Source organism: Roseomonas sp. KE0001 (assembly GCF_016107285.1).
Classification (GTDB): domain Bacteria; phylum Pseudomonadota; class Alphaproteobacteria; order Acetobacterales; family Acetobacteraceae; genus Pseudoroseomonas.
In genome coordinates, this window is sequence record NZ_RCVQ01000001.1 from 314,945 (window position 1) to 334,318 (window position 19,374).

Below are 19,374 nucleotides of genomic sequence, written 5' to 3' on the forward strand. Positions count from 1 at the left end.
ACAGGAGCGAGTGATATGGCTGAAGTGACGGCCCTGATGGTCCGCGACCTGCGCGAGAAGACCGGCGCGGGCATGATGGACTGCAAGAAGGCCCTGGTCGAGAACAACGGCGACGCCGAGGCGGCCATCGACTGGCTGCGCAAGAAGGGCCTCGCCGCCGCGGCGAAGAAGTCCGGCCGCGTGGCCGCCGAGGGGCTGATCGGCACCGCGACGGGCCCGCAGGTGGCGGGCATGGTCGAGGTCAATGCCGAGACCGACTTCGTGGCGCGCAACGAGATGTTCCAGAACTTCGTCGCCGAAGTGGCCGGGCTGGTCCTCTCGGTGGGCGAGGATGTCGAGCAGCTCAAGGCGGCGACCTATCCCGGCACCACCCACTCGGTGCAGGACGAGCTGACCCGGCTGATCGCCACCATCGGCGAGAACATGTCCATCCGCCGCGCCCGGCGCCTGACGGTGCCCTCGGGCACGGTGGCGACCTATGTCCACTCGGCGGTGAAGCCGGGCCTGGGCAAGATCGGCGTGGTCGTGGCGCTGGAGGCCGCCTCCGAGCTGGAGGCGCTGGAGACGCTGGGTCGCCAGATCGGCATGCATGTCGCGGCCGCCCGCCCCGACGCGCTCGACGTCTCGGCGGTCGATCCCTCGGCGTTGGAGCGAGAGAAGGCGGTGCTGACCGAGCAGGCGCGCGCCTCCGGCAAGCCCGACAACATCATCGAGAAGATGGTCGAGGGCCGGGTCCGCAAGTACTACGAGGAAGTCGTGCTGCTGGAGCAGGTCTGGGTGCATGATGGCGAGAGCCGCGTGAAGTCCATCGTCCAGAAGGCCGGCGCCAAGCTGACGGGCTTCGCCCGCTTCCAGCTCGGCGAGGGCATCGAGAAGGAAAGCAGCGACTTCGCCGCCGAGGTCGCCGCCGCTGCCGGGACCGCTGGCTGAAATGTGAAGGGCGGGAGGGTTCGCCCTCCCGCGCCTCGTCTTATTCGCGTCATATTGTCTGATTTTAAAGGCTGTACCTCCGCCGGGCCGGTTCATGGCCTTGCTGCGGGAGTGGCGGCTGCCTATCGTGCCGCGCCCCTTCATGACTCTTGTGCCCGGAACCAGACCCATGTCCGCCCCGACCTACAAGCGCGTCCTCCTCAAGCTGTCGGGTGAGGCTCTGATGGGAGGGCGGGATTACGGGCTGGACACCGGCACCGTCCGGGCGATCGCCGGCGACATCAAGGACGTGGTCGATCTCGGCGTCGAGGTCTGCGTCGTGGTGGGCGGCGGCAATATCTTCCGGGGCGTCGCCGGCGCCTCCTCCGGGATGGACCGCACCCAGGCCGACAGCATGGGCATGCTGGCCACCGTGATGAACGCCCTGGCCATGCAGAATGCGCTGGAGAAGATCGGCGTGCCGACGCGGGTGCAGTCGGCGATTCCGATGAGCAGCGTCTGCGAGCCCTTCATCCGCCGCCGCGCCGAGCGGCACATGGAGAAGGGGCGGGTGGTGATCTTCGCCGCCGGCACCGGCAATCCCTTCTTCACGACCGACACCGCCGCCGCCCTCCGCGCCGCCGAGATGGGCTGCCAGGCGCTGCTGAAGGGCACGCAGGTGGACGGGGTCTATTCCGCCGATCCGCGCAAGAATCCGCAGGCCGAGCGCTACACCACCCTGACCTATCTCGACATGCTGGCGCGCGATCTCGCGGTGATGGATGCCGCGGCCATCAGCCTGGCGCGCGAGAACAAGCTGCCGATCGTCGTCTTCAACATCCACGAGCCGGGCGCCTTCACCGCCGTGATGCAGGGCGAGGGCCGCTTCACCACGGTGGTGGACCAATAAGAGCAGAGAGAAGGAGGCACTGGCCATGGCCGCACCTGCCGATCTGAACACGCTGAAGCAGGATCTGACCCGCCGCATGGAGGGTGCCCTGGAGTCGCTGCGCAAGGAGTTCTCCGGCCTGCGCACCGGCCGCGCCTCCCCGGCGCTGCTGGAGCCGATCCGGGTCGAGGTCTATGGCGCCAACCAGCCGCTGGCCCAGGTGGCGAATGTCTCGGTCTCGGGGCCGAGCATGTTGTCCGTCCAGGTCTGGGACCGTTCGGCGGTGAAGGCGGTCGAGATCGCCATTCGTGACTCGGGCCTCGGCCTCAACCCCCAGGCCGAGGGCCAGACCATCCGCGTGCCGCTGCCGCCGCTGAGCCAGGAGCGCCGCAACGATCTCGCCAAGCAGGCGGCGAAGTACGCCGAGGCCGCCAAGGTGGCCGTGCGGGGCGTCCGCCGCGATGGCATGGAACAGATCAAGGGCTGGGAGAAGAAGTCCGAGATCGGCAAGGATGACGCCAAGACCTGGTCCGACGAGGTGCAGAAGCTGACCGACCTGAACATCAAGAAGGTCGATGAGCTGCTCGCCGAGAAGGAAAAAGACATCAAGGCGGTCTGACCAGCAGAATGAGCGCCGCGCCCCTCAATGCCGGCGTCGCCCTGGCGGCGCTGCCGGTGCCGGCGGAGCCTCAGCAGGGCCCGCTGCATATCGGCCTGATCATGGACGGCAACCGCCGCTGGGCGAAGGCCCGCGGCCTGCCGCGTGCGATCGGCCACAAGGCCGGGGTGGACGCGGTGCGCCGGGCCATCCAGGCCACGGCCGATGCCGGCATCCCCTGGCTGACGCTCTTCGCCTTCTCCTCGGAGAACTGGCGCCGCTCGGCCGACGAGGTGCGCGACCTCACCGGCCTGCTGCGCGTCTATCTGCGGCGGGAAGTGGGATCGCTGGCGAAGAATGGCGTGCGCCTTCGGGTCATCGGCGAGCGTGACCGCTTCGGGCCGGAGACGGTCTCGGCGATCGAGGCGGCCGAGGCCGCGACGGCGCACAACACCCGCCTCAACCTCACGGTCGCGCTCTCCTACGGCGCCCGGGCGGAAATCGCCGCCGCCGCCCGCGCCCTGGCGCGCGAGGTCGCCGCCGGGCGGCTCGATCCGGACCAGGTGGACGAGGGGGGCCTGGCGCGGCATCTGGCGACGCGCGACATGCCGGATCCCGACCTGATCATCCGCACCTCGGGCGAGCAGCGCCTGTCCAACTTCCTGCTCTGGCAGGCGGCCTATGCCGAGTTCGTGTTCCTCGACGTGCTCTGGCCGGATTTCGACGCCCCGCATCTGCAACAGGCCCTGGCGGAGTATCGCAGCCGCAACCGCCGCTTCGGCGTCGGCGCCGGCTGAGGCATGACGCCGGAAAGTCCCGCCGCGGCAAAGCGGTGGCGCGACCTGCGCAAGCGCGCCCTCTCGGCCCTGGTGCTCGGCCCCGGGGCCCTGCTCTGCATCTGGCTCGGCGCGCTGGCCTGGACCGGGCTGATGACCATCGCGGTGGCGGTGCTCACCTGGGAATGGGTGCGGCTCTGCGGATTACGGAGCCATCTCTGGCCCGGCATGGCGGTGCCGGCGGTGGTCTTCCTCGCCTGCGCGCTGGCAGTGTTCCAGTTCAGCCACCTGGCCCTGGCGGTGCTCGTCCTCGGCTCCCTGGCGGTCTGGCTGACGGCGCCGCGGCTGCGCCGCCGGACGGGGCCGCCGCCGCCGGCGAGCTGGCTGGCGCTGGGTGTCCTGTATATCGGCCTGGCCGGCATCGCGCTGATCGAGCTGCGGCACGACAACGAGGCCGGGCGCGGCAATGTCTTCTTCCTCTTCCTGGTGGTCTGGGCGAGCGACATCGGCGCCTATCTCGTTGGCCGGCTTCTCGGGGGGCCGAAGCTCGCCCCGGCGATCTCGCCCGGCAAGACCTGGTCCGGCGCCGCCGGCGGGCTGGCCTCGTCGATGGCGGTCGGCTGGCTGGCGGCCGACTGGCTGGCGCCGGGCAATCCGGATGCCGTCAAGGTGCTTGCCGTGGCCGCCCTGCTCGGCGTCGCGACCCAGTTGGGCGACCTGCTGGAAAGCGCGGTGAAGCGCCGCTTCAAGGTGAAGGATTCCTCGATGCTGATCCCTGGGCATGGCGGGCTGCTCGACCGGCTGGACGGGTTGCTGGCCGCGGCGCCGGTCGCCGCCCTGCTGGCCTTCGGGGTCGGCTATGGCGTGCCGCTGTGGCGATGAGCCCGCGTAGCGTCACCATCCTGGGCAGCACGGGCTCGGTGGGGCGCAGCACCGTTGCCCTGCTCGATGCCGCCGCGCCGGGCCGCTTCACCGTCACCGCCCTGGTCGCCGGCCGTGATGCCGCCGGCCTGGCGGAGCAGGCCCTGCGGCTGCGCCCGCGCCTGGCCGTGCTGGCCGATCCGGCCGCCGGGGCCGAGCTGGCCGAGCGGCTGAAGGGCAGCGGCATTGCGCATGACTGCGGCCCCGCCGCCGTGGCCGCCGCCGCCTCCCTGCCGGCGGACTGGACCATGGCGGCCATCGTGGGCGCCGCCGGATTGCAGCCGGCCCTGGCGGCGCTGCGGCGTGGCGGCACCCTGGCCCTGGCTAACAAGGAGGCGCTGGTCTGCGCCGGCGATCTGGTGCTGGCCGCCGCGCGGCAGGCCGGCGCCACGCTGCTGCCGGTGGATTCGGAGCACAACGCGATCTTCCAGGCCTTCGACGCCGCCCGGCCCAGTGCGGTGGAGAAGATCATCCTGACCGCCTCGGGCGGCCCCTTCCGCGAGATGGCGCCGGAGCAGATGGCGCGGGTCACGCCGGAGCAGGCGGTCCGGCACCCGGTCTGGTCGATGGGCGCCAAGATCAGCGTCGATTCCGCCAGCATGATGAACAAGGGCCTCGAGCTGATCGAGGCGGCACGGCTCTTCCCCATCCCGGAGCCGCGCATCGAGGTGCTGGTGCATCCGCAATCGGCGGTGCACGGCCTGGTGCAGTACACGGACGGCTCGCTGCTGGCCCAGCTCGGTACGCCGGACATGCGGACACCGATCGCCCATGCCCTGGCCTGGCCGGAGCGCATGGCGGTGGAGGTGCCCCGGCTGGACCTGGCGGCCCTGGCGCGGCTCGATTTCTTCCCGCCCGATCCCGGGCGCTTCCCCTGCCTGCGCCTGGCGCGCGAGGCCTTGCGGGCGGGGGCAGGGGCCACCACCATTCTGAATGCCGCGAACGAGGTCGCCGTCGGCCTTTTCCTGCAGCGTCGGCTCGGCTTCCTCGACATCGCCGTGGTGGTCGAGGAGGCGCTGGAGGCGCTGGGCGCGCCGCAGACACCGGATCTCGATGCCGTGCTGGCGCTGGACGGGCTGGCGCGGCAGGATGCCCTGGCGCGTGCGGCCCGACGCGCCGCCTGAACAGACGCCCGCCGGAGCTTGCCGCGGGCCGGAGACGTGACCTTGGACTTCCTGCCTGAGCCGCTGCGCTCGATCCTCGCCTTCATCGTGGTGCTGGGCGTGCTCGTCTTCATCCATGAGCTCGGCCACTACCTGGCCGCCCGCTGGCGCGGGGTGCATGTGGAGGTCTTCTCGGTCGGCTTCGGCAGGCGCATCCGCAGCTGGACCGACCGTCACGGCACGGAGTGGCGGGTCTCCTGGCTGCCGCTCGGCGGCTTCGTGAAGCTGCACGGGCAGGAAGGGCCGGACGACGCGACGCCGGAGCAGCGCGCCGGATGGAAGCCCGGCCGCACCTTCCACGACAAGCCGGTGAAGGACCGGGCGATCGTCGTCGCCGCCGGGCCCGTGGCCAACTTCCTGCTCGCCGCCGTGCTGTTCGGCGGCCTCTACATGACGGTCGGGCAGCCGCAGCCCAGCGCCATCGTGGGCACGGTGGTCGCCGGCAGCGCCGCCGAGCGGGCCGGCCTCCTGCCGGGCGACCGCATCCTCAGCCTGGACGGCGCGCCGGTGCGCCGCTTCGAGGAGTTGCAGCGCCACATCCAACCGCGCCCGGGGCAGCCGGTGGCGGTGCGAATCCAGCGTGGGGACGAGGAGCGCACCCTGACCGCCATCCCGGAACCGCGGGAGGTGAATGGCGCCAGTGTCGGGATGCTCGGTGTCTCGGGCGGGGCGGCGGAGTTCCGCCGCCTGAACCCGTTCAGCGCCATGGCGGCCGGCGTGACCCAGACCTGGGACGTGACGGTGCAGACCCTGGCGGGGCTCTGGCAGATGATCGCGGGCCAGCGCGGCACGGAGGAGTTGGGCGGCCCCCTGCGCATCGCCCAGCTCTCCGGTCAGGTGGCCGAGCTGGGCCTGCCCAGCCTGATCTCCTTCATGGCCGTGCTGTCGGTGAACCTGGCGCTGATCAACCTCTTCCCGATCCCCATGCTGGATGGCGGCCATCTGCTGTTCTACGCCGCCGAGGCGATCCGCGGCCGGCCCCTGCCGCCGCGCGCCATCGAGTACGGCTTCCGCGCCGGATTCGCCCTGCTGATCGCGTTGTTCATCTTCGCCACCTGGAACGACCTCTCGGGGATGGGCGTGGTCCGCTGGGTCAGCAGCCTGGGCGGCTAGCGGCGCGCCTGGTGGGATATTCAACCCCCGCGCGAGCGGCGGCGGGCCGGATCATGGCAACCGATCAGGCGGGGGTGGCGGGCCACGGTTTTCCCCGCTAGTCTCCCGCCGCCCGAGACGCCTTGTTTTCGGTTGTTTTCCCTTCGCCTATCCGGGGGCCTTTCCATGGGCTCCCATCCACCGGCTCCGGATTCGACCTTTGAACGCTACCCGCGCTCTTCTGCTTGCCGCCACCTGCCTGGTGCCCGCCCTGCTGCCGCCGACGGCCATGGCCCAGCCACGCCGGCCCGGTCCGCCTGCGGCCCAGCCCGCTGGCGGCGTGATCAGCCAGATCGAGATCCAGGGCAATCAGCGCATCGAGGCGGACACGATCCGCTCCTATATGCTGCTGCAACCGGGCGATGCCTTCGACGGCGAGCGCCAGGATCGCAGCCTGCGCACCCTCTTCGCCACCGGCCTGTTCCGCGACGTGCAGATCAGCCGCGAGGGGGGCCGCATGATCGTGCGGGTTCAGGAGAATCCGAGCGTCAATCAGGTGGCCTTCGAGGGGAACAGCAAGCTCTCCGACGACACGCTGCGCGGCGAGATCCAGCTGCGGCCGCGCGCCGTCTTCACCCCCGCCGCCGCCCAGGCCGACCGGCAGAAGCTGCTCGACCTCTATGCGCGCCGGGGCCGTTTCGCCGCCCGGGTCGAGCCGAAGGTCATCGAGCGGGACCAGAACCGCGTCGATGTGGTCTTCGAGATCACCGAGGGCGATGTGGCCCTGATCAGCCGCATCAACTTCGTCGGCAACGAATCCTTTTCGGACAGCCGCCTGAAGGAAGTCGTCTCCTCGCGCGAAGCGGCCTGGTACCGGCCCTTCTCCTCCTCCGACACCTATGAGCCGGAGCGGCTGAACTTCGATCGCGAATTGCTGCGCCGCTACTACGAGCGGCAGGGCTATGCCGATGTGAACGTCACCGGCGCCGCCGCCGAGCTCGCGCCCGACCGCAGCGGCTTCTTCGTCACTTTCACCCTGACCGAGGGGCCGCGCTACCGCTTCGGCAAGGTGGAGATCCAGTCCAGCCTGCGCAACGTGACCGCCGAGCGGCTGCAGCGCGTGCTGGAGATCTATTCCGGCGACTGGTACGACGGCAGCGCCGTCGAGCGCATGCAGCAGACGCTGATCGACGAGGCCAACCTGGCCGGCGCGCCTTTCGTCGACGTCGAGCCCCGGATCACCCGCGACCGTGCCGCCAACACCATCGACGTGGTGTTCGACGTCACCGAGGGGCAGCGGGCCTATGTCGAGCGGATCGACATCACCGGCAACACCCGCACCCAGGACCGCGTGATCCGCCGCGAGATGCGCCTCGCCGAGGGCGACGCCTTCAACGCCGCGCAGGTCCGGCGCTCGCGCCAGCGCATCCAGGATCTGGGCTACTTCTCGGCCGTCACCATCACCCCCGTCCCCTCCGGACAGGACCGGGTGGTTCTCGACACCAGGATCGCCGAGCGCGCCACCGGCGAGATCTCGCTGGGCGGCGGCTATTCGACGGATGCCGGCGCGCTGGCCGATGTCGGGTTGCGCGAGCGCAACCTGATGGGCACCGGCATCGACGCGCGGATCAACACCACCATCGCCCAGCGCCGCAGCCAGGTCGACCTCTCGGTCACCGACCCGTCCTTCCTGGACCGCAACCTCTCGGTCGGCGGGGATGTCTTCTTCATCCAGCGCGATCTGACCGACTATTCGGGCTATGAGGAGCGCCGCGCCGGCTTCAGCGTGCGCGCCGGCTACGAGTTCAATGAGCGGCTGCGCCAGTCCTGGGCCTATACCCTGTCGCGCCGCAACGTCTTCAACGTGAACGATGACGCCTCGATCTACATCAAGGAGCAGCGGGGCGTCACCTGGCTGTCGCAGATCAGCCAGACGCTGACCTATGACACGCGCGACTCCCGCCTCGATCCGCGCAGCGGCTACGTCGTCCGCCTCGCGACCGATCTCGCCGGTCTTGGCGGCGACGTGAACTATGTCCGCGGCCGCCTGGACGGCACCTATTACATCCCCTTCGAGCGGCTGCTGGGCGATCCCGACTATGTCCTGGCGGTGTCCGGCGGCGTCGCCGGCATGGCCAGCTATGGCGGCAAGGATGAGCGCATCATCGACCGCTTCTTCCTGGGCGGTGAGAACCTGCGCGGCTTCTCCGTCGCGGGCGTTGGCCCGCGCGACATCAACACGCGCGATTCGCTCGGCGGCCGCACCATGTGGACGCAGAGCACGGAGATGCGCTTCCCGCTGCCCGTGCCCTCCGAACTGGGCCTGATCGGCCGGGCTTTCGTCGATGTCGGCGCGCTGACCGGCATCGACTCCGCCCCCAACATCGTCGACGATTCCGCGCCCCGCGTCGGCGCCGGCGTCGGCATTTCCTGGCGCAGCCCCTTCGGGCTGATCAACATCGACGTGGCCCAGGCCGTGGTGAAGAAGTCCTACGACGAGACGCAGGTCTTCCGCTTCGGCTTCGGGACGCGCTTCTGAGCTTCCACGGAGTTTCCACCATGGCGCGACGCGCATCCTCGGCGCTGGCCGCGGTCCTGTTCTCCTCGAGCCTGATGGCCGGCGGCTCGGCCGTGGCGCAGCAGCAGCAGGAGTGGTTCGTTCCCAACCAGCAGCAGCAACAGCGCCCGGCCCAGGCGCAGCCGCAGCAGCAGCAGCAACGTCCGCCGCAGCAGCGCCCGGCGCAGCCGCCGCGCGCCGTGCAGGCCAATCCCGCGCCGCTGCCTCCGGGCGAGCCGCCGCCGGCCGCCGTCATCGGCATCGTCGATGTGCCGGAGGTGCAGCGCAACTCGACCGCCTTCAACCAGGTGCGGGAGGAGATCGAGAAGCGGCGGCAGAAGCTGAACGACGATCTGCAGCGCGAGCAGAACCGCTGGCGCGAGGAGCAGCAGCAGCTCGCCAATCAGCGCAGCACGCTCTCGCCCGAGGAGCTGCGCAACAAGGAGCGTGACCTGCAGGAGCGGGTGACGGACGCGCAGCGCGTCTTCCGCGACCGCAGCCGCAACATCGAGCAGGCGGCGCAGCAGAGCCTGCAGGAGATCGAGCAGGCGCTGGCCATCGTCATCCGGCAGGTCTCGGCCAGCCGCAAGGTCAACCTGGTGCTGCCGCGCCCGCTGGTGATCTTCAACGAGCCGCCCTTCGATCTGACCGGCGAGGTGTCGGCCCAGCTCAACAAGGTCATCAAGAGCGTCAATATCGCGCCGGAGGAGCCGACCCCGGCCTCCACGCCCGCGGCCCGCCAGGGCCAGCCGCAGCGCCGGAACTGACCGCGTGACGGCGGATCCGCGCTTCCACCCGGCAACGGGGCCCCAGCCGCTGTCGCGGCTGGCGGAGGTCGCGGGTCTGCGGTTCGAGGGCGATGGCGGGCGCCTGTTCCAGGGCGTCGCGCCGCTCGCCGAGGCGGGGCCGCGGGATGTCACCTTCCTGGACGGCCGCCGCCATCTGGATGCCCTGCGGGCGAGCGGGGCGGGGGCGGTGATCCTGCCCCAGGATCTTGCCGGCGCCGTGCCCGCGGGCATGGTGGCTCTTGTCACCCCGGCGCCGCATCTGGCCTTCGCCCGAATCGCGGCGCTGTTCCATCCCCGCCCCGCCCCGGCCCCCGGGATCCACCCGACCGCAAGCGTGGCGGCCGATGCGGTGCTGGAGGAGGGGTGCGAGGTCGGCCCCTATGCCGTGATCGGTGCCGGCGCCCGGCTCGGGCCGGGCTGCGTGGTCGGTCCGCATGCGGTGATCGGGCCGGGCTGTGTCTTCGGCGCGGGCGGGCGCATCGGCGCTCATGCCAGCGCCTATTATTGCCTGGCGGGGGATCGGGTGACCCTGCACCAGGGCGCGCGGGTCGGCCAGGAGGGCTTCGGCTTCACGCCGACGCCCGAGGGCCGCTTCGTGACCATCCCGCAGCTGGGCCGCGTGGTCCTGGAGGATGAGGTGGAGATCGGCGCCAATGCCTGCGTCGATCGCGGCGCCATGGGCGACACGGTGCTGGGGCGCGGCACGCGGCTCGACAACCTGGTGCAGATCGGACACAACGTCGTGACCGGGCGGGGCTGCGTGATCGTCGCCCAGGTGGGCATCTCCGGCTCCACGCGGCTGGGCGACTATGTCACCATCGCCGGCCAGGCCGGCTTGACCGGGCATCTGAAGATTGGCAGCAAGGCCCGCATCGGCGCCCAGGCCGGGGTGCAAAGCGACATCCCCGCCGGACAGGACGTGACGGGATCGCCGGCCATGCCGGTCAAGGATGCCTTGCGGGCCGCCCTGTATCTGCGGAAGCTCGGCGCCCGGAAACGGAAGGACGCCGAGGGGAGTTGAGACGTGCGGCGGGGGCGTGCCCGCCGTCAGGTTTCCAGGAGACTCGGAGTGACCGGGATGGCGACGCCATCCCGCGATTTTGGCTTTTGGCAGAACAGAAGGGGCCGCGAATCGCGGCCGGGACAACGGACTGATCGGCATGGACCAGCAAGAACAGGCGGCCCGGGAACAGGGCGTCCCTGGTGACGGTGAGGCGCGGACCGTGATGGAAAGCTGCGACATCGCCCGCATCATGCGGGCCATCCCGCACCGCTATCCGTTCCTGCTGGTCGACCGCATGGTGGACATGGTGCTGGGCGAGAGCGCCATCGGCATCAAGAACGTGACGATCAACGAGCCATTCTTCCAGGGCCATTTCCCCAGTCATCCGGTCATGCCGGGGGTGCTGATCATCGAGGCGATGGCGCAGACCGCCGCTGTCCTCGTGGTGGAGACGCTGGGCCCGAGCGCGCATGGCAAGATCGTCTACTTCATGAGCGTCGAGAACGCCAAGTTCCGCCGCCCCGTTGGCCCGGGGGATCAGCTCCGCATCCACATCGTCAAGGAGCGCCAGCGCGGCGCGGTCTGGAAGTTCAAGGCCGTGGCCCGTGTGGACGGTGTCGCGGTGGCCGAGGCGAGCTATGCCGCCATGATCATGGACCATTGAGCGGGATGCTCGATCGCGTGTTGCAGAAAACCGGCCGGATCGATCCGGCAGCCGAAATCCACCCCACCGCCCTCGTCGCGGAAGGCGCCAGCATCGGGCCGGGCTGCCGCATCGGGCCCTGGTGCCTGGTTGGCGCCGATGCGGTGCTGGGCGAAGGGGTCGTGCTGGCCTCGCATGTCGTGGTCGAGGGCCATGCCGAGATCGGCGACGGCGTGCAGGTCAGCCCCTTCGCCACCATCGGGCTGGCCCCGCAGGACCTGAAGTACAAGGGCGAGCCGACCCGCGTCGTCATCGGGCCGCGGACGTTGATCCGCGAGCATGCCACCATTCACCGTGGCAGCGTCGGCGGCCATGGCGTGACCACCGTGGGTGCCGACTGCCTCATCATGTGCACCGCCCATGTCGGTCATGACTGCACGCTGGATCACCACGTCATCCTGGCCAACAACGTCATGCTCGGCGGCCATGTGCAGATCGCCGACACGGTGTTCGTCGGCGGCGGCGTGGCGATCCACCAGTTCGTCCGCATCGGGCGGCAGGTGGTGATCGGCGGCATGAGCGGCGTCGAGGCGGACGTGATCCCCTTCGGTGCCGTTCTGGGCAACCGCGCGCGGCTGACCGGGCTGAACCTGATCGGGCTGAAGCGGCGCGGCTTCCAGCGGTCGCAGATCCATACGCTGCGCGCCGCCTATCGCAGCCTGTTCCGCACGGCGGGCGTCTTCCAGGACCGTGTCGCGGCCACCGAGAAGGCCTTCGGCGCGGAGCCGGCGGTGCGCGAGATCCTGGCCTTCATCCGGGCCGACAGCCGTCGCGGCCTGTGCCGGGCCGGGCGCGAGCTGCTGGAGGATGAGGACAGCGAGGCCAATTGAGCCGATGGCCGGCCGGATGAACGAAGGCGTGCCGGCGGGCCTCGCGGCCCCGTCACCGCTGATGGCGCCGGGCCAGGGGCCGATCGGCATGATCGTGGGCGGCGGCCAGATGCCGCAGCGCGCCGCGGCTTCCGCCGCCGCGGCGGGGCGCCCGCCGCATGTCGTGGTGCTGGAGGGCTTCGCCCGGCCGGACGACTACGCGACCTATCCGCATATCGTCTGCCGCCTGGGGGCCGCCGGGCGCATGCTGGACTGGCTGAGGGCCGCCGGGGTGCGCGATCTGGTGCTGGCGGGGCAGGTGACGCGCCCGAGCCTGCTTTCCCTGCGCCCCGATTCCGGTGCCGCCCGCCTGCTGCCCCGGATCGGCATGCGGGCCTTCAGCGGGGATGATTCCCTGCTGCGTGCTGTGCTTCAGGTCCTGGTGGAGGAGGGGTTCCGGCCCATGGCGGCGCAAAGCGTGCTCGGCGCCCTGCTGGTGCCGGAACCGGCGGTGCTCACCCACGTGCAGCCGGATGAGGTGGCGCGCCGGGATATCCGCCGCGGGATCGCCGTGGTCCGCGCCCTGGGTGCCGTCGATGTCGGCCAGGGCTGCGTCGTGCAGCAGGGTCTGGTGCTGGCGGTCGAGGCCATCGAGGGCACCGACGCCATGCTGGCCCGGGCCGGGGCCCTGCGGCGCGAGGGGGAGGCCGGGGTCCTGGTCAAGATCCTCAAGCCGGGCCAGGACCGGCGGATCGACCTGCCGACCATCGGCCCCTCCACCGTCGCCGCCGCCGCCGCCGCCGGCCTGCGCGGCATCGCCATCGAGGCCAATGGCACCATCGTGGTGGACCGCGCCGAAACCGTCTCCGCCGCCGACGCCGCCGGACTTTTCCTGTTGGCGATCGATGTCAACGATCCCATCTGGACCGCGCCGCAACCCTGAAGGACATCCGCGCATGAGCAGCTTCCTGCACACCATGATCCGTGTCGGCGACCTGGAGCGCAGCGTCGATTTCTACACCCGCCTGCTGGGCATGAAGGAGTTGCGCCGCAACGACGTGCCGGAGGGCAAGTACACGCTGGTCTTCGTGGGCTATGCGCCGGAGAGCAGCGGCGCCGGCGTGATCGAGCTGACCTACAACTACGGCGTTAATAACTATGAGTTGGGCAACGCTTTTGGCCATTTGGCCATTGGCGTGCCCGATGTTTATGCAACCTGCGAAGCCCTCCGCGCCGCCGGCGCCCGCATCACGCGCGAGCCGGGGCCGGTGAAGTTCGGCACCACCGTGATCGCCTTCGTGGAGGACCCGGACGGCTACAAGATCGAGCTGATCGAGCGCAAGAGCGCCGAGGCCGGCACGCGCGGCTGAGGCGGGCGGCGCCTCAACGCGCGCTTTCCTCGATCAGCACCTGGGCGGTGTGGCAGAGCAGCCCGTCCGGGGCGCAGAGGCTGTCGAGCAGCCCTTCCTGATCGGTGCCCGGCAGGGCGAGCAGCGGGCCGACCCCGCCCTCCGCCCGCCGCCGGGCATGGAAGGCGCGCGACTGCCGCCGCGCCGCCGCCGGCTCCTCCTCGCCATAGGCGATGGCGAAGGGCTTGCGGACCACCGGCCGATGCTGCGGCGACAGCACGGCCATTTCCAGCCCGTCCAGTTGCAGCGTCTCTTCCAGCCGCGGGTCGCCCATCGCCGTCAGGTCATAGAGGCCGGAGAGGCCGAGGCCCGCCACCACGCGCGGATGTTCGAGCAGCAGCGCCGCCAGATGCGCGCCGGACCCCCAGCCGCACACCAGCACCGGCCCCGAGATGCCGTGCTGCGGGCCCTGTGCCATCAGCCAGTCCAGCGCCCGCTGTCCCTGCCGCACGATGCGCGCCAGGCTGGCCTGGGGCGCCGGCGTGTGGCCGGGCAGGGCGGCCGACCAGCCATGGGCCATCACGCCATGCGCCACCGCGCCGGCCTGCGGCCGCCCGTCGGCCTCCCAGCCGCCGTTCAGCAGCACCAGGCAGGGCGCGGAAGGCTCGATGGCTGGGAAGAGATCCCATCGGCACTCCGCCGTCGCGGCATAGGGCAGATCGAGCTTGGAAGGCCGCGCGGCCCGGAGCGCGGCCGAGGCCTCGCGCCGCCGGGCGACGCGCTCCACCAGGGGGAGCGTCCCGCCGGCCGGCCGTGAGCGGGGCAGGGGGGAGGTGCCGCGCGCGGCGTCGGGGCGGATCACCGCCGGGCCGCCATGGGCGACATGCGGAGGCCGTGGTGACGGCACCGGCAGACGAAGGCGGTCGGGGCTGGAGGCATCGGGCGGCTCCCACGGGACGACGTCCCATCGCCTTGCAACCGCCGTGCCGCCGCGCGGCGGGCTGTCAGACCCGCCCGGCGTCCGGCGCCATCAGCGGCGCCAGCGCCTCGCGAAGTTCCGGCGCCACGGGCAGGGGGCGCGCCTGGGTGGCGGCATCGACCTGCACATGGATGAAGTGCCCCTCGGCGCAGGCCGTCTCCTGGCCGGGCCGGAACAGGCCGATCTCGTAGCGGATGGAGCTCTGCCCGATCCGGGCCACGCGCAGCCCGCCGCTCAGCACGTCCGGGAAGAAGGCGGGGGCGTGATGCCGGCAGAGGGTTTCCACCACCACGAAGGTCTCGGCGCGCTCGCCCGCGCCCAGGCGGCCCAGGCCGTGCAGGAACCGCGCCACCAGCGTGTCGAAATAGAAGTAGTAGGCCGCGTTGTTGACGTGGCCCTGGCTGTCCTGGTCGCCCCAGCGGGTGGGCATGTCGAGGAACCAGCGGTACGCGCTGCGGCGGGGCGGGGTCTGGGCCATGGCGGATCTCCTTCAGGAAGGGGCGTCGGCCTGTGGCGAATGGCCCACGCGTGCGGCAAAACCAGGGGACCGGGCGGCGCTTCCTGCGCTATGGGGCTTCGCCCGGAGGGGATGCGCCTGTATAGGTTAAGAATTCCTGGCGAACAGGGTGTGGTCCGATGGCAGAATGACCGGCCGGCCGCGCCTGCCCTGCCGGATTTCCGCAACGCCCGATAGCAGGATGGCCGCCGCCCCCCATGTCAGCCCCCGCCGCAAATCCCCGCCTGGAGCCGTTCCGGCTGCGCGGCGCGAACTTCAACCTGCTGGTGCTCCGGCTGCTGGACCCGAGGCCGGAGGTGATCGTTCCGGCGCTCGCCGATCAGTTCCGCCGTGCGCCCGGCTTCCTGCGTTTCGCGCCGCTGGTGCTGGGGCTGGATGATCTGGACGTGCCGCCGCACGCGGTGGATTTCGGCCGCCTGGCCGCCGAGCTGCGCGCCATCGAGATCATGCCGATCGGCACCACGGGGGGCACGCCGGAGCTGCGCGCCGCCGCCCAGTCCGCCGGCCTGCCGCCGCTGCGCACCGCCGGGGGCAAGGAGGAGGCGGTGAACCTCGCGCCGCCGCCCCCGGAGCCCGCCGCGGCCGCGGAGCCGCCGGCTCCCCCGTCGCCGGGCGGGTCCCGGCCGACCATGGTGATCGATCACGCGGTCCGGGCGGGGCAGCGCATCTGGGCGCAGGGCGCCGATCTGATCGTCAATGGCACGGTCAATCCCGGCGCTGAGGTCATTGCGGACGGCAATGTGCACGTCTATGGCGCGCTGCGGGGGCGGGCGATCGCCGGCGGGGCCGACAATACCGATGCGCGCGTCTTCGCGTTGAATTTCGAGCCGGAGTTGGTTTCCATCGCGGGATACTACGCGGTGCGGGAAGGACTTACGGATGCTCCGATCGGCAAGCCCGTCCAGGTGCGGCTGATCGGCGAGAATATGCGATTCGACCGGCTGGGCTGAACAGGCTGGAACGAACAGGCCCGGGCGGCAGAGAGGAGAGACCTAATGGCGCAAGTGATCGTGGTGACGTCGGGCAAGGGAGGGGTCGGCAAGACCACAAGCTCCGCCGCCTTCGCCACGGGCCTGGCTCAGAGCGGCAAGAAGACGGTGGTCATCGACTTCGACGTCGGTCTGCGCAACCTCGACCTGATCATGGGTGTCGAGCGCCGCGTGGTGTTCGACATCGTCAACGTGATCAGCGGCGAGGCCAAGCTGAGCCAGGCGCTGATCCGCGACAAGCGGATCGACAACCTGTCGATCCTGCCGGCCAGCCAGACGCGTGACAAGGACGCGCTGACCAAGGAAGGCGTGGCGACGATCATCGAGGAGCTGTCGAAGGATTTCGACTACATCCTCTGCGACAGCCCGGCGGGCATCGAGAAGGGCGCGCTGCTGGCGCTCTATTTCGCGGACCAGGCCATCGTCGTCACCAATCCGGAAGTCTCCTCCGTCCGGGACAGCGACCGCATCCTCGGCGTGCTGCAGTCGAAGTCGAAGCGGGCCGAGGAGAAGCGGGACCCGGTGAAGGAGCACCTCGTCGTCACGCGCTACGACCCGAACCGGGTCGAGAAGGGCGAGATGCTGAAGCTCGAGGATATCCGCGAGATCCTGGCCATTCCGCTGCTCGGCGTCATCCCCGAGAGCGAGAGCGTGCTGAAGGCCTCCAACACCGGCAATCCGGTGATCCTGGACGAGGCCTCGAATGCCGGCCGGGCCTACAAGGATGCCGTCGCCCGCTTCCTCGGCGAGGACCGCCCGCACCGCTTCCTCGATCCGGAGAAGCGTGGCTTCCTGTCGCGCCTGTTCGGGGGGAGGGCCGCATGAGCTGGCTCGACGTCTTTCGCGGCAAGAGCAAGCCGCCACCCAGCAGTGCCGGCGCGGCCAAGGAGCGGTTGCAGATCGTCCTGGCGCATGAACGCATCAGCCGCAACGGCAACGACTTCCTGCCGCGGCTGCAGAAGGAGTTGATCGAGGTGGTGGCGCGCTATGTCGCCATCGATCCGAAGGCGGTGAACGTCTCGCTCGACCGTGGCGGCGATATGAGCACCCTCGCCATCGAGGTCGAACTGCCGCCCCCGGGCCCGCAGGACCGGGTCAAGACCGCCCAGGGTGCCGCGTCCGCCAGCCCCAAGGCCGATCCGGCGCCCGGCGAGGGCAAGCCCGCCTGAGGCGGCAGATGGGGCCCTGGGGCGGCCGCCGGGCCCGCCGCCCTCAGCCGCCGGGGCGGGCCCGGGCGCGGTCCGAGCGGACCAGGTAGAGCGTGGCGGCCAGCATGGTCAGCGTGCCGGCCACCAGCCCCCAGCCGGGCTGCTCCGAGAAGACGGCCCAGCCGATCATGGCGCTGGCCGGGATCTGCGCATACTCCATCGGCGCCAGGAGCCCGACATCGGCACGCCGCGCCGCGGCCGAGGCGGCCAGGTCGCAGATCAGCGCGAAGAGCGAGCCGAGCACCAGCATGGCCAGGGCCAGGAGGCTCGGCATGCGCCAGACGAACAGGCAGACCGGCCCCCAGAACAGCACCGAGAGCAGCGAGTACCAGGCCACGACACGGGCTGGCGGCTCGGTGCTGGACAGCGCCTTGAAGCAGATCAGCACCAGGGCGCTGCACAGGCCGGCGACCAGCGCCGCCGGCGTGCCGGGCGAGAGGTCTCCGCCCGGCTGGGCGATGACCAGCACGCCGAGAAAGCCGATGCCGGCGGCCAGCGCGCGGTCGCGCCGGACCCTCTCGTGCAGCAGCAGGGCGGCCAGCGGCAGCACCCAGAGCGGCCTGGCGCTGACCAGCGCCACCGCATCGGCAAGGGGCAGCCAGAGAATCGCCAGAAGGCTGAGCAGGAAGGAGGTGATGCCGGCCGCGCCACGCGCCAGATGCAGCAACGGGCGCCGGGTGGCGAGCGAATTCAGCCCGCCGCGCAGCATCCAGGGCAGCAGGAAGGCCAGGGTGAGCAGACCGCGAGCGAACGGCACCAGCGGCACGGGCAGGCCATCGCGCAGGGCGGCGCGGTAGCAGGCATTCACCCCGGCGCCGCTGAGCGCGGCGAGCAGCATCAGCCCCAGCCCCGCCAGGGGCGTGGCTGGCAGGCGGAAGGGAGGCATGGGCGGCGGCCCGGCTCAGCGGCGCGGCGCCAGCTCCGTCTCCAGGGCCTTGATCTTGGCGGTCAGGGACTGCCGCAACGTGGCGGCGGCATGCGGCTTCAGCGCGGCCAGGGCTTCCTTCAGCTCCCGGAGCTGACGCTTCTTCTCCTCCTGATTGCGGGAGATCGGACGATTGCCGGAAAGCTGGCCGTCGAAGGCACGCATGTCGTTCATCCTCGAGTCGAAACGTCGCCCGGCTGTCAGGGGCAGGAGAGGCTTTAGAGCGGATCAGCGGGCGGCGATATCGGGCTGGCAAGAAATTCCCGCCATGGGCGACAGGGGAGGGCGGAACTCGCGGCGCCAAGGCTCACCGCCGAGCAGGGTGGGAGCCCTCCTCCCCTCCGGTGGGTCAGCCAGATTACCCAGCTTTATCCAGACCAGAGGTGTGGTGATCGCGACCGTGGCCCTGGTGTTCGCCATCCTCCGCTTCAGCGCCTAGTCCACCCTCAACCCCCGGGCCCATTCCCTCGGGGCCTTCCCCGCCACGCACCCGGCCGTGCTGCCGTCGCCCGCCCCGCCCTGTGTCCGCAGAACCCGCGCTTCCCAAGGCAGGCTCTCCATGCGCGACGAATTCGCCAAGAACAAAGATTGGCAGGCCAGCCGGGCGCCAGGGCCGCCCACAAATCAACCGATCACACTACTTCCTGCCGCCCGCCTTCGGTAAAGCGGCATGAAGCCGGCGGTGACAGCCGGTTCAGCTTCCGCAGGAGTTGCATCAGGCAATCCCGCTCCGCCGCGGTGAGCGGCGCCGCCAGCCGGCTCTCCATCTCCGCAACCCGTCGCTTGAGGGGGGCCAGAACCTGTTGTCCGGCCTCGCTCAGTTCCAGCGCCTGGGCGCGTCGGTCGCCGCTCACGGCGTGGCGCTCCACCAGACCCCGTTCAGTTAAGCGCTGCATGGCCGGGCTCAGAGTCGACTTGTCCAGCCCGGCGGCGCTGGCCAGAAGGCCCAGCGTGATGCCGGGATTGGCTTCGACCAGGCAGAGCAGGGTGAATTCGCCCGCGGTCACGCCGACATCGGCTGTGTTCTCGGAAAAGTCCAGCAGCATCCTTGTATGGGCTCGCCGCAGCAGATGCCCCAGGAGGTCCGGTAGAGGACCCAGATCAACCCTATCCGACCGGATGCGCATGCTCTCCATGACCGGAGACTAGCGCAGGCGATTCATTTTCGAAACGGTATAGCGGCCGCCCGATGCAGGCCG

The 19,374-nt window shown here is 70.7% G+C and carries 22 protein-coding genes; 17 read left to right on the forward strand and 5 right to left on the reverse strand.

Annotation, left to right across the window (positions count from 1 at the left end; genetic code table 11):
• Positions 1-15 precede the first annotated feature (15 nt).
• The 14 genes from tsf to gloA all read left to right on the forward strand — a co-directional run bounded on the left by tsf (position 16) and on the right by gloA (position 13,578).
• A complete protein-coding gene (gene tsf, locus D9598_RS01435; protein ID WP_198364609.1) occupies positions 16-930 on the forward strand; it encodes a translation elongation factor Ts in 915 nt (304 codons plus the stop codon).
• 169 nt (positions 931-1,099) lie between these two features.
• Positions 1,100-1,819 (forward strand): UMP kinase, encoded by a 720-nt coding sequence (pyrH, locus tag D9598_RS01440; protein WP_198364610.1) that lies wholly within the window; start codon positions 1,100-1,102, stop codon positions 1,817-1,819.
• Positions 1,820-1,844: 25 nt separating this feature from the next.
• Positions 1,845-2,417 (forward strand): ribosome recycling factor, encoded by a 573-nt coding sequence (gene frr, locus D9598_RS01445; RefSeq protein ID WP_198364611.1) that lies wholly within the window; start codon positions 1,845-1,847, stop codon positions 2,415-2,417.
• Positions 2,418-2,425: 8 nt separating this feature from the next.
• The gene (gene uppS, locus D9598_RS01450; protein WP_198364612.1) at positions 2,426-3,193 is read left to right on the forward strand and encodes a polyprenyl diphosphate synthase; all 768 of its coding nucleotides are present in this window, start codon (positions 2,426-2,428) and stop codon (positions 3,191-3,193) included.
• A gap of 3 nt (positions 3,194-3,196) precedes the next feature.
• Positions 3,197-4,054, forward strand: coding sequence for a phosphatidate cytidylyltransferase (locus D9598_RS01455; RefSeq protein ID WP_198364613.1), 858 nt, complete (start codon positions 3,197-3,199; stop codon positions 4,052-4,054).
• Positions 4,051-5,217: a 1-deoxy-D-xylulose-5-phosphate reductoisomerase gene (gene dxr / locus D9598_RS01460; RefSeq protein WP_198364614.1), complete on the forward strand. Its 1,167-nt coding sequence runs from the start codon at positions 4,051-4,053 to the stop codon at positions 5,215-5,217. Before D9598_RS01455 ends, dxr begins: the two co-directional genes overlap by 4 nt.
• 42 nt (positions 5,218-5,259) lie before the next feature.
• Positions 5,260-6,369, forward strand: coding sequence for an RIP metalloprotease RseP (gene rseP / locus D9598_RS01465; protein ID WP_370591907.1), 1,110 nt, complete (start codon positions 5,260-5,262; stop codon positions 6,367-6,369).
• 199 nt (positions 6,370-6,568) lie between these two features.
• Positions 6,569-8,887, forward strand: coding sequence for an outer membrane protein assembly factor BamA (bamA, locus tag D9598_RS01470; RefSeq protein ID WP_198364615.1), 2,319 nt, complete (start codon positions 6,569-6,571; stop codon positions 8,885-8,887).
• Positions 8,888-8,907: 20 nt separating this feature from the next.
• Positions 8,908-9,672 (forward strand): OmpH family outer membrane protein, encoded by a 765-nt coding sequence (locus D9598_RS01475; RefSeq protein WP_198364616.1) that lies wholly within the window; start codon positions 8,908-8,910, stop codon positions 9,670-9,672.
• 4 nt (positions 9,673-9,676) lie between these two features.
• On the forward strand, positions 9,677-10,714 hold the full coding sequence (gene lpxD / locus D9598_RS01480; RefSeq protein WP_198364617.1) for a UDP-3-O-(3-hydroxymyristoyl)glucosamine N-acyltransferase: 1,038 nt from the start codon (positions 9,677-9,679) through the stop codon (positions 10,712-10,714).
• Positions 10,715-10,853: 139 nt separating this feature from the next.
• The gene (fabZ, locus tag D9598_RS01485) at positions 10,854-11,360 is read left to right on the forward strand and encodes a 3-hydroxyacyl-ACP dehydratase FabZ (RefSeq protein ID WP_370591908.1); all 507 of its coding nucleotides are present in this window, start codon (positions 10,854-10,856) and stop codon (positions 11,358-11,360) included.
• 5 nt (positions 11,361-11,365) lie between these two features.
• The gene (gene lpxA, locus D9598_RS01490; RefSeq protein WP_198364618.1) at positions 11,366-12,229 is read left to right on the forward strand and encodes an acyl-ACP--UDP-N-acetylglucosamine O-acyltransferase; all 864 of its coding nucleotides are present in this window, start codon (positions 11,366-11,368) and stop codon (positions 12,227-12,229) included.
• Positions 12,230-12,290: 61 nt separating this feature from the next.
• Positions 12,291-13,151 carry an LpxI family protein gene (locus tag D9598_RS01495; protein WP_198365000.1) on the forward strand — a complete coding sequence of 287 codons (861 nt, stop codon included), beginning with the start codon at positions 12,291-12,293 and terminating at the stop codon, positions 13,149-13,151.
• 13 nt (positions 13,152-13,164) lie between these two features.
• Positions 13,165-13,578 carry a lactoylglutathione lyase gene (gene gloA / locus D9598_RS01500; RefSeq protein ID WP_198364619.1) on the forward strand — a complete coding sequence of 138 codons (414 nt, stop codon included), beginning with the start codon at positions 13,165-13,167 and terminating at the stop codon, positions 13,576-13,578.
• A 13-nt stretch (positions 13,579-13,591) separates the two neighbouring features.
• Here gloA and D9598_RS01505 read toward each other — a convergent pair whose 3' ends face one another.
• Together D9598_RS01505 and D9598_RS01510 are read right to left on the reverse strand one after the other, a co-directional pair.
• Complete coding sequence (locus tag D9598_RS01505; RefSeq protein ID WP_198364620.1) at positions 13,592-14,419, reverse strand: alpha/beta hydrolase; 828 nt, start codon at positions 14,417-14,419, stop codon at positions 13,592-13,594.
• 142 nt (positions 14,420-14,561) lie between these two features.
• Positions 14,562-15,014 (reverse strand): thioesterase family protein, encoded by a 453-nt coding sequence (locus D9598_RS01510; protein WP_198364621.1) that lies wholly within the window; start codon positions 15,012-15,014, stop codon positions 14,562-14,564.
• Between the two features lie 236 nt (positions 15,015-15,250).
• Between D9598_RS01510 and minC the strand changes: the two genes are divergently transcribed.
• From minC to minE, 3 genes are read left to right on the forward strand one after another with little or no spacing between them, the layout of a single operon-like run.
• Positions 15,251-16,003 (forward strand): septum site-determining protein MinC, encoded by a 753-nt coding sequence (minC, locus tag D9598_RS01515; protein WP_198364622.1) that lies wholly within the window; start codon positions 15,251-15,253, stop codon positions 16,001-16,003.
• 45 nt (positions 16,004-16,048) lie between these two features.
• Entirely contained in the window at positions 16,049-16,867 is an 819-nt protein-coding gene (gene minD, locus D9598_RS01520; RefSeq protein ID WP_198364623.1) for a septum site-determining protein MinD, read from the forward strand.
• On the forward strand, positions 16,864-17,211 hold the full coding sequence (minE, locus tag D9598_RS01525; RefSeq protein ID WP_198364624.1) for a cell division topological specificity factor MinE: 348 nt from the start codon (positions 16,864-16,866) through the stop codon (positions 17,209-17,211). The genes minD and minE overlap by 4 nt, the downstream gene beginning before the upstream one ends.
• A gap of 43 nt (positions 17,212-17,254) precedes the next feature.
• On the opposite strand, the gene D9598_RS01530 is transcribed toward minE, so the two are convergent.
• The 3 genes from D9598_RS01530 to D9598_RS01540 form a co-directional block, all read right to left on the reverse strand.
• Positions 17,255-18,136 carry a DMT family transporter gene (locus D9598_RS01530; protein WP_198364625.1) on the reverse strand — a complete coding sequence of 294 codons (882 nt, stop codon included), beginning with the start codon at positions 18,134-18,136 and terminating at the stop codon, positions 17,255-17,257.
• Positions 18,137-18,151: 15 nt separating this feature from the next.
• Positions 18,152-18,340, reverse strand: coding sequence for a hypothetical protein (locus D9598_RS01535; RefSeq protein ID WP_198364626.1), 189 nt, complete (start codon positions 18,338-18,340; stop codon positions 18,152-18,154).
• 467 nt (positions 18,341-18,807) lie between these two features.
• Positions 18,808-19,221: a MarR family winged helix-turn-helix transcriptional regulator gene (locus D9598_RS01540; protein ID WP_198364627.1), complete on the reverse strand. Its 414-nt coding sequence runs from the start codon at positions 19,219-19,221 to the stop codon at positions 18,808-18,810.
• Between the last annotated feature and the right edge of the window lie 153 nt (positions 19,222-19,374).

What these genes read in the sequence shown, in the direction of transcription:
- dxr (WP_198364614.1), top strand. Translation starts at nt 4,051, where the DNA reads ATGAGCCCGCGTAGCGTCACCATCCTGGGCAGCACGGGCTCGGTGGGG.
- gloA (WP_198364619.1), top strand. Translation starts at nt 13,165, where the DNA reads ATGAGCAGCTTCCTGCACACCATGATCCGTGTCGGCGACCTGGAGCGC.
- D9598_RS01475 (WP_198364616.1), top strand. Translation starts at nt 8,908, where the DNA reads ATGGCGCGACGCGCATCCTCGGCGCTGGCCGCGGTCCTGTTCTCCTCG.
- minD (WP_198364623.1), top strand. Translation starts at nt 16,049, where the DNA reads ATGGCGCAAGTGATCGTGGTGACGTCGGGCAAGGGAGGGGTCGGCAAG.
- uppS (WP_198364612.1), top strand. Translation starts at nt 2,426, where the DNA reads ATGAGCGCCGCGCCCCTCAATGCCGGCGTCGCCCTGGCGGCGCTGCCG.
- pyrH (WP_198364610.1), top strand. Translation starts at nt 1,100, where the DNA reads ATGTCCGCCCCGACCTACAAGCGCGTCCTCCTCAAGCTGTCGGGTGAG.
- minC (WP_198364622.1), top strand. Translation starts at nt 15,251, where the DNA reads ATGTCAGCCCCCGCCGCAAATCCCCGCCTGGAGCCGTTCCGGCTGCGC.
- lpxA (WP_198364618.1), top strand. Translation starts at nt 11,366, where the DNA reads ATGCTCGATCGCGTGTTGCAGAAAACCGGCCGGATCGATCCGGCAGCC.
- D9598_RS01530 (WP_198364625.1), bottom strand. Translation starts at nt 18,136, where the DNA reads ATGCCTCCCTTCCGCCTGCCAGCCACGCCCCTGGCGGGGCTGGGGCTG.
- fabZ (WP_370591908.1), top strand. Translation starts at nt 10,854, where the DNA reads ATGGACCAGCAAGAACAGGCGGCCCGGGAACAGGGCGTCCCTGGTGAC.
- D9598_RS01510 (WP_198364621.1), bottom strand. Translation starts at nt 15,014, where the DNA reads ATGGCCCAGACCCCGCCCCGCCGCAGCGCGTACCGCTGGTTCCTCGAC.
- D9598_RS01455 (WP_198364613.1), top strand. Translation starts at nt 3,197, where the DNA reads ATGACGCCGGAAAGTCCCGCCGCGGCAAAGCGGTGGCGCGACCTGCGC.
- D9598_RS01535 (WP_198364626.1), bottom strand. Translation starts at nt 18,340, where the DNA reads ATGCGTGCCTTCGACGGCCAGCTTTCCGGCAATCGTCCGATCTCCCGC.
- D9598_RS01495 (WP_198365000.1), top strand. Translation starts at nt 12,291, where the DNA reads ATGGCGCCGGGCCAGGGGCCGATCGGCATGATCGTGGGCGGCGGCCAG.
- minE (WP_198364624.1), top strand. Translation starts at nt 16,864, where the DNA reads ATGAGCTGGCTCGACGTCTTTCGCGGCAAGAGCAAGCCGCCACCCAGC.
- frr (WP_198364611.1), top strand. Translation starts at nt 1,845, where the DNA reads ATGGCCGCACCTGCCGATCTGAACACGCTGAAGCAGGATCTGACCCGC.
- D9598_RS01540 (WP_198364627.1), bottom strand. Translation starts at nt 19,221, where the DNA reads ATGCTGCTGGACTTTTCCGAGAACACAGCCGATGTCGGCGTGACCGCG.
- tsf (WP_198364609.1), top strand. Translation starts at nt 16, where the DNA reads ATGGCTGAAGTGACGGCCCTGATGGTCCGCGACCTGCGCGAGAAGACC.